Here is an 8,086-nt window from a genome sequence, read left to right on the forward strand (position 1 = left end):
ATGAAACGAACAAAAAAAGTGCAGCTTGGGAAATCCCTAGCGTTGTCTTAAGACTTCAGGAGGCCAAGATCATCTAAAACAGGCTTCAATTGGCCAATCACAGCGTCACTCGCAGACGTGAGGGGCAGTCGGGGCGCCCCCACCGCCCAACCTTGCAGGCTGAGGGCAGCTTTAATCGGGATCGGATTCGTCGTCACAAATAAAACCTTGAACAGTGGCAATAGTTGACAATGAATAGCAGTGGCTTTGGCCGTCTCTCCTTGGACAAAGGCTTGGATCATCTCTTGAATGCGTAAGCCAACAAGGTGACTGGCCACACTGACTACACCATAACCACCAACGGCCAGTAATGGCAACGTTAGGGAATCATCGCCAGCGTAAATGCGAAAGGTCGGCGGTAGGGCGGCACGTAGGGCACTGGCTTGATCAAGGCTGCCGCTGGCTTCTTTAATGGCAACAATGTTCGGATAGTCAGCAAGGCGAATCACTGTTTCTGGTAGCAGGTTTTGCCCTGTGCGGCCGGGGATGTTGTAGAGCATGAGGGGAAAGTCCGACACCGCCCTGGCGATCGCCTGAAAATGGGCGTAGAGTCCTTCTTGGGGCGGTTTGTTGTAGTAGGGTACAACCAAGAGGGCACCATCGAGGCCGAGTTCTGCGGCCTTTGCTGTGGCATGAATGGCCTCATGGGTGGAGTTGGAACCCGTACCTGCAATCACCTTGGCTTTGCCCGCCACAGCCTGCTGCACCGTTTGAAAGAGTTGAAACTCCTCTTCCCAAGTGAGGGTGGGAGATTCCCCTGTGGTGCCGCAAACAACAATACCATCGGAACCATTGGCCACAAGGTGCTGTGCCAGTTCTGCCGCCACATCGTAGGCGATCGCGCCATCGGCTGTAAATGGCGTAATCATGGCGGTAATCACACGTCCAAAGTCAGTCACAGTCCACCCTCAGCCAAGTCCCGTTGCAGTTGCCGAATCGTGACCGCGCGGCTATACACACGCCGGCGATCGCCCAAGGTTTCCAGAATGATTGCTCCCCGTCGCCAGCTTTGGGGCGAGCGATAAATGGTCAAATTCTCTTCGGTCTCAGTCACTTCATAGCCATTATCCTTAAGCCATGCCTCCAGTCGCGACAGTTGCGGCAAGGCGATCGCAAGGACTTGCGTATGATTCCAATAGGCAGCAATCGCTCCCACGACGACCCCCACGGCTAATCCCCAACGGTAGGGTAGGGGAGACAACAGACTCCAGTGGCAAATTTGGCTCAAACTCAAGGCGGTGATGGCAGTGACACAGGCAAAGTAGTAAATGAACACCACCTTCACATCTAAGCCTTCAATGGCGGGGGGGTCAGCGGTTGTGGGAGAGTTGGGCATAGGCACTTAGTTGAGGGCTTGGGCACGCTCGTAGGCCGCTTTTACCGTTTGCATGAGGGTTCCACGCACACCAGCAGCTTCCAGTACTTCGAGACCCGCAATGGTTGTCCCCGCAGGACTGGTGACCGCATCCTTGAGTTGTGCTGGATGCAGCCCACGCTCATTAAGTAATTGTACTGTGCCTGCTATTGTGCCATAAACGAGTTCCTGTGTCAGCGATCGCGATAAGCCCACCGCCACCCCGGCATCGCAAAGCGCCTCCACAATCAGGGCAACAAAGGCAGGGCCAGAGCCAGACAGCGCCGTTACTGCATCCATTTGCCCTTCACTGACAGCCACCACCTGCCCCAGCACCCCTAACAAATTCTTAATCTTGCGAATCTCCAGTTCACTGGCGGCACTATCGCTGGCAAGGGCAATCACCCCGGCGCCCACCTGGGCCGGTGTATTCGGCATTGCCCGAAAGATCAGCCGCTGGGGAAAAAGCCGCCGCAGCCGCCCACTGTTGATCCCTGCCATGATGGAAAGGACAACCCCAGTGCTTTGTGCCACCGGCGTATCCGCCAGTTCCGACTCAATATCGGCAAAGACCTGTGGCTTGACCGCCAGTAGGAGCGTTTCGGCTGTGGCCACCTCTAAGTTCGTTGTCACCCTAACCCCATAGGTGTGGGCTAGATGCTGTTGCCGCTGGGGCGATCGCGCCGATACCCACACCTGCTCTGGCAAGAGACCATCCGCCAGCAACCGCGCAAGCATTGCCTCCGCCATGCGGCCACAGCCAATGATCCCAAGAGCAGGCACCCTAGGCACTACGCTGTTGTTGGGCATTCATACCCCAAGCGGGCGGTGGGGCAACGGGTGTGGGGGTTGGTGTGGCAGTTGGACGCACCCCACCGACTTGGGTACTCACTTGGACACAGCTTGGCGTAAAGAGGAAAATACTCTCACCAATACGCTCTTGATGGCCATCAATCGTGAACGTAGCACCGGCAACAAAATCCACTGAGCGTTGGGCTTGCTCTGGCTCCATCAAGGTCAGATTTAGCACCACAGACTTCCGCTCTTTAAGAGCCTTGATCACCTCAGGCATTTCACTAAAACTGCGGGGCTGGATCACCAAAACTTCCGCCACTGCCCCCCACCAACGACCGGCATTGGGCATACCAATCACATTCGAAGGAGCTGATCCCGTGGGCACTGAACCAGTGGCAACTGAGGGAGATGGACTGGGGTCAAGGTCATGACTCAGGGTTGGCCGCGATGTGGGCAGCCGTTCCACCTTCGGTTCCGGGGTTAGCGTTCCTGCCGTTCCTTGAGGGTATTCCTCATCGTAGATGTCAGTCTCTGGGCCTAGGCCCATGAGGTCACGGAGTTTGCCCAACATAACGACTCGCTATTGCTCCTAATAAATGGATGAGTTGCAAGAGTTTTCTGACGTGCCGTAGCTGAGTCACCGCGACAGGTCAGAGGGATAAAAGCCAGATGATATGTTTCGTGTCTTAACAATCCTAGCTTCGTGGCTAAAAGGGAACCTATGCACAAACGTCCACGAAAGTTGAGTTAAAACAAGAAGGTTCAACTGGCCATTTTACAGGAAACCGAGAGAAAAAGATGAAGTTGGCCTTAAGTCTCTCGCTTTTGCCTTGGGTTTGTCAAGGGTAACAATGCTCTAGATTGGGTTGGCTAAGACGGTGCAGTAAACGCTGTCTCCCTGTCCCTCTGCCGTCAGGGTGATGGTGATACCGGGACGATTATGTTTGAGGGCGTTGGTGATCAAATTCTCATAGACTCGCCGCAGTAACAACAAGGCCGACTGACCCACTAGTTCTGAAGCCGTATAGCCAAACAGCCGTTCAGTTGCCGCATTGACATCAAGAATTGTCCCCTGCTCATGGATGACTACCGCCTCAGAGGTGGCTTGAAAGAAGGTGGTTAAGCGGGCTTCGCTTTCCTCTGGTGCTCTGAGGGCGCGGTGGCGATCGCGACTTTCCACCACCAAGGACACCAGATCCGCTAGGGAAGCGGCAAACTGCTCCTCCGCAACCGTCCACTGGCGAGGCGGCCCCACATGTCCATAGCAGAGGATACCCATCATCACCCCTTCGACCCAAATGGGCACATCCAGCAATGAGGTTATGCCAAGGGGTTCGAGGTAACTTTGGCGAAACGCTTGGGTGCGTGGATCAACCCAAGCCTCATGAGCCGTAGTCGTGCGCTCCTCTTGTAGAGCCGCAAAGTAGCAAGGATAGTCACTGGCGGTCAGCGTCATCCCCGCTGTCAAGCCCTGGGGCGACTGCTGAAACAAGTGCACACATTCAATATGCTGGCGATCGCCCGAATAAAACCACAGACTCACCCGTGCCACATTGAGACTGTGGGCACTCGTCCGAAGAATGTCCCGAAAATCTCCTCAAAGTTTGCCCCGTGGAACGGCTGTTGCCGCGCCAGTTCTAGGATTGAGACTTTGCAGTTGTTCAACACGGGGGTCATGAAGAAGCGGCAGATTCAGGGATAAATTCCAGCGCCGCTGAGTTAATGCAGTAGCGCAGTCCTGTGGGTGGCGGGCCATCCTCAAAGACATGGCCGAGGTGGGCATCACAGACATCACAGAGAACCTCCGTGCGCACCATGCCATGGGAAAGATCCCGCTCCATGCGGATATTTTTGGGGTCAAGGGGTTGCCAAAAACTCGGCCAGCCACTGCCAGAGTCATACTTGGTCTCAGAGCGAAAAAGCGGCGTGCCACAGCAGACACAGCGATAGAGTCCGGGCTCTTTGTTCTTCCAGTAGCAGCCCGTGAAGGCACGCTCCGTTCCCTTCTTGCGGGTGACATAGTACTGCTCAGGGGTAAGCTGAGCTCGCCATTCCGCATCTGTTTTCACAACCTTAGCCATGCTTGCCTCAGAAATAGACAGTGATCCTACTCCTCAGCATAATCAGGGACATCGGGAAGTTCCAGTCTTTTTGCCAAAGGTTCCCTGCCAAGGGGAAAATGTAAGGGCAATCTTGACCTTGTTTGGTTATGCCCGTTTCGCTGCCCCTTACTTTTGATTTGTCCTCCGAGTCCGAGTTTTATACTCAGGTCAGCGCTGGAATTCAGGCAGCACAGCAGGCCAATTGTCAGTTCCTCAGTTTAGGCATCTCTTTACCCACCGTTGATCCCCTAATGCTATTGGCTGGGCTGATGCAGGTCAGTGGCGAAAGTGAACATTTTTACCTTGAGCAAGCGGGGGAGATCGTTGCTGCCTGTGGTGCGGTGGCGACCAGCAGTGTTCAGGGACATCAACGGTTTGTGGAACTCCAGCGTTTTAGTGAACAAACCCTCAGCCGAGTGTGGGCGATCGCTCCAGCCGAACCGCGCCTGTTCTGTCAATTCAGTTTTTGGGATCACTCAGGCGCTAACCGAGGGTTCTTACCCCGCTGGCAGGTGATTCAGCGTCTGGATCATGTTTGGCTCACCCTCAGTTGTGCCTTACAGACCAGTACACCCCATCGCCTCTGGCAAGACTGGCAACTAGTGCAGCGGGCACTGGCCCACATTCTCGCTGATCCGCCCCCCTGTCCACCACCACTGGCGATCGCCCTACCCCCCCTGCCTGAGCAATATGGGCGATTTATTACCAGTGTCAAGCGGGCCCTCAAGCTCCTAGAGGAGGGAAACCTCGAAAAATTGGTTTTGGCCGCCGCCCTCACCCTAGAGCAGCCTCAGGAGTTTAACTGGCTGGGAACGTTGCAAAACCTGCGTCAGCAGTACGCCAATTGCTACATCTTTAGTGTTGGCCAAGAGCGGCAGCAGGTCTTTTTGGGGGCCAGTCCTGAACGCTTGGTCAAGATGGCCGATGGCGTTCTCTGTACCGATGCCTTGGCGGGTTCCCGTCCCCGGGGGCAAACCCAACAGGAGGACCAAAGCCTGCGCAATGGCCTTTACCGCAGCCCCAAGGAACGCTACGAGCATCAGATCATTGTTGAATTTCTTTGCCAAACCCTCCAACAGTTGGGCATGACCTGTGAGGTGCCTACCCAACCACGCATCCTTGAGCTAAGTCATATCCAACATCTGCAAACGCTGATTCAGGCACCGCTGCCCCAACCCATTCATATTCTTCAAGTGGTGGCGGCTTTACATCCTACGCCAGCAGTAGCAGGGTATCCTGCTTCACGGGCACAAGACTGGCTTCAGCAACTGGAACCCTTTGATCGCAATGGCTATGCTGCTCCCCTTGGTTGGGTGACACCAACGGGCGAAGGGGAATTCATTGTCGGCATTCGCTCTGCCCAGCTGCAGGGCAATCATGCCCATCTTTTTGCTGGGGCGGGTATTGTCAAAGGCTCTCACCCGGAACGGGAATGGCAGGAAATTCTGTGGAAATTTCAGACGATGATCTCAGCTTTGGCCTAGCGCAGGGGGGGCTGTTTTTTACTCATCGTCAGCATCGGCAGGGGCTGGGAGGATTGGGGCGGCAGTGCATACTGGGGAACTTTCTCAGGGAGAGGACGTTCGGGCGATCGCTGGAGCAGGCGATAGAGCAGCGCGCTTCCCATCAGACCTAAACCCAATAGCAGCAGACCGTTGTAGCCCCCCAAGCCACCAATGGTCAAATCAACCCCTCCCATTAACAGAAGGAAAGCGGAGATGGGTTCTTTACGGTAGGCTTTGCGCAGAAAGCGAGGATAAATCATAGGCGATCGCTGGGTACTCACCATTAGAATACGAGAACACTCATGACTTGGCGTTAAATAGGTTACATTTTAGCGACCGTACGCCAGATATTGATTTCTCAGTAACAGCTCCATCATAAATGCTGCAAGAGTATTGCCAAGGTTAGTGAAGGAGAATGTCACCAGGCAACCTACTTCTATCCTGACAGATCCAAGCGGCAATTGACATTGAGGAAAAAAAGGGGGCGATCGCCCCCCAAATGATCTCCCTAGTAGGTTTCCACGTGCCAGCGGCCTTCTTTTTTAAGCGTGCCCTTGAGGAACTCTTGCCAATCGGCACCATTTTTGGCTGCCGCCGCTGTCATTGCCTCATCAATACCCGGCTCCATCCCCTTCAGACCACACATATAGACATGGGTGTTTTTCTTCTGGAGGAGTTGCCAGATTTCATCCGCATGCTCAGCAATGCGACCTTGGATGTACATCTTGCCGCCGTCAGGAGTTTTTTGCTCACGGCTGATGGCATAGGTGAGGCGGAAGTGCTCTGGATACTTGGCCTGTAGTTCCTCTAACTCATCCTTGTAGAGGATATTCGCAGTGTAGGCAACGCCAAAGAAGAGCCATGCCAGCCCCTTGAATTGATAATCGGGGTTATTTTCTTTGAACATGCGCCACAAAAAGGCACGGAAGGGGGCAATCCCCGTTCCTGTTGCCAGCATGATGATCGTGGCTTCGGGGTCATCGGGCAGGAGCATTTCTTTACCCACTGGCCCTGTGATTTTCACCTCATCGCCGGGTTGCAGTTGGTTCAGGTAGGAAGAGCAAACGCCATAGATGGTTTCCCCCGTCTCTTTGTCCTTATACTCTAGGCGCCGCACACACAGGGAGACCGTTTTATCATCTTGAAAGTCACCGTGGCGGGTCGAAGCAATAGAGTAGAGGCGCAGCTTATGGGGTTTACCGTTAGTGTCGGTACCCGCAGGAATAATGCCAATACTTTGGCCTTCGAGATAGCGCAACTCAGTACCAGAGATGTCAAAGATGATGTGCTTGACGGTTCCCTCGCCCCCTTCACGCACTAACTCTTCATTGGAAATAACCTTACCAATGCAGGGATTATTGGGACGATAGATATTGACGGGAATATCAACTTTCTTTTCTTTAACAGGGGCAGCACCATTATTGGATGCGGGTTCCGTGGTCGCAGCCAAGGGCGCAGCCACACCATCGAGGGGTTGAATGCTCACAATTTTGCCCCCCCAACGGCTAATCTGCTGCATAAACTGATTCATGCGGTTATAGGGAACGTTGAAAAATTGACTGCCACTGTTGCGGATGGCATAGTCGGTTTTATCAGTTTCGGCATTTTGTCGCAGTCCCACCACTTCATAGCGAAACATCCGACTGCTAGAATTCGTCGCATTGTACATGGGCTACACGATCTCCAAAAATTAACTCAGCTTTACATTCTGCAACACAACGTCCCAACCGCGATCAACTATCACGTTTTGGCTAGGGGATTGCCGTGCTTTGGCCACCCACATTATATCGAGCAGGGGCAGCTACCGGGGCTTTCTCTAAGGCTAGGGCTGAATTTCTTAGCTGGAAGAGACAGGCGCACTCAGCCAAGCATCGGTTTCAAGACATAAGCGATAGCAATCGCGCCCTGAGCGTTTGGCCTCGTACAAGGCAGCATCAGCAGTCGCCACCAGCTCCGCCATTGGGCAGCTCCTAAGGGTGGCGGTCACGATGCAAATGCCGGCACTGACGGTGAGGTAGGGTTTCACTGGCGAACTGGCATGGGGAATCCCTAGGCTGCGAATGTGGTTCAAAATCCGCTCTAAAACGCAAATGGCATTGTCATGGTGGGTGCGGCGCAACAGGAGAATAAACTCTTCACCGCCATAGCGAGCCACGAGATCAGCTTCCCGCACCTGGGACTGAATGGCATGGGCAACCTGTTGCAGGGCGCGATCGCCCGCCAGATGGCCATAGGTATCGTTATAGGAGTGATGTGGGCAGGCTAAAACCCCTCCGCTTCAGCGAGGGGAT

The 8,086-nt window shown here is 54.2% G+C and carries 9 protein-coding genes and 1 pseudogene; 1 reads left to right on the top strand and 9 read right to left on the bottom strand.

The window, feature by feature from the left end; all coding sequences use genetic code 11:
• Positions 1-47 precede the first annotated feature (47 nt).
• The 6 genes from dapA to msrB form a co-directional block, all read right to left on the bottom strand.
• On the bottom strand, positions 48-938 hold the full coding sequence (dapA, locus tag IGQ15_RS09705; protein ID WP_297051244.1) for a 4-hydroxy-tetrahydrodipicolinate synthase: 891 nt from the start codon (positions 936-938) through the stop codon (positions 48-50).
• Positions 935-1,375 (bottom strand): hypothetical protein, encoded by a 441-nt coding sequence (locus IGQ15_RS09710; protein ID WP_297051247.1) that lies wholly within the window; start codon positions 1,373-1,375, stop codon positions 935-937. Before IGQ15_RS09710 ends, dapA begins: the two co-directional genes overlap by 4 nt.
• A 6-nt stretch (positions 1,376-1,381) precedes the next feature.
• Positions 1,382-2,203, bottom strand: coding sequence for a pyrroline-5-carboxylate reductase (proC, locus tag IGQ15_RS09715; protein ID WP_297051248.1), 822 nt, complete (start codon positions 2,201-2,203; stop codon positions 1,382-1,384).
• Positions 2,178-2,759 carry a cell division protein SepF gene (locus tag IGQ15_RS09720; RefSeq protein ID WP_297051250.1) on the bottom strand — a complete coding sequence of 194 codons (582 nt, stop codon included), beginning with the start codon at positions 2,757-2,759 and terminating at the stop codon, positions 2,178-2,180. Before IGQ15_RS09720 ends, proC begins: the two co-directional genes overlap by 26 nt.
• A 285-nt stretch (positions 2,760-3,044) precedes the next feature.
• Positions 3,045-3,770 carry a GAF domain-containing protein gene (locus IGQ15_RS09725; RefSeq protein WP_297051260.1) on the bottom strand — a complete coding sequence of 242 codons (726 nt, stop codon included), beginning with the start codon at positions 3,768-3,770 and terminating at the stop codon, positions 3,045-3,047.
• A 91-nt stretch (positions 3,771-3,861) separates the two neighbouring features.
• Positions 3,862-4,269: a peptide-methionine (R)-S-oxide reductase MsrB gene (gene msrB, locus IGQ15_RS09730; protein WP_297051252.1), complete on the bottom strand. Its 408-nt coding sequence runs from the start codon at positions 4,267-4,269 to the stop codon at positions 3,862-3,864.
• Positions 4,270-4,397: 128 nt separating this feature from the next.
• Between msrB and IGQ15_RS09735 the strand changes: the two genes are divergently transcribed.
• Positions 4,398-5,774: an isochorismate synthase gene (locus IGQ15_RS09735; RefSeq protein ID WP_297051254.1), complete on the top strand. Its 1,377-nt coding sequence runs from the start codon at positions 4,398-4,400 to the stop codon at positions 5,772-5,774.
• Here the strand turns inward: IGQ15_RS09735 and IGQ15_RS09740 are convergent.
• From IGQ15_RS09740 to IGQ15_RS09750, 3 genes and pseudogenes are all read right to left on the bottom strand, one after another.
• On the bottom strand, positions 5,771-6,079 hold the full coding sequence (locus tag IGQ15_RS09740; protein WP_297051256.1) for a hypothetical protein: 309 nt from the start codon (positions 6,077-6,079) through the stop codon (positions 5,771-5,773). The genes IGQ15_RS09735 and IGQ15_RS09740 overlap by 4 nt on opposite strands.
• Positions 6,080-6,303: 224 nt before the next feature.
• Entirely contained in the window at positions 6,304-7,464 is a 1,161-nt protein-coding gene (gene petH, locus IGQ15_RS09745; RefSeq protein ID WP_297051258.1) for a ferredoxin--NADP reductase, read from the bottom strand.
• A 168-nt stretch (positions 7,465-7,632) separates the two neighbouring features.
• Positions 7,633-8,031 (bottom strand): annotated as a pseudogene (locus tag IGQ15_RS09750) (GGDEF domain-containing protein); the annotation flags it as partial.
• Positions 8,032-8,086: the final 55 nt, after the last annotated feature.

This window comes from Thermosynechococcus sp. M98_K2018_005, assembly GCF_015295825.1.
Classification (GTDB): Bacteria; Cyanobacteriota; Cyanobacteriia; order Thermosynechococcales; family Thermosynechococcaceae; genus Thermosynechococcus.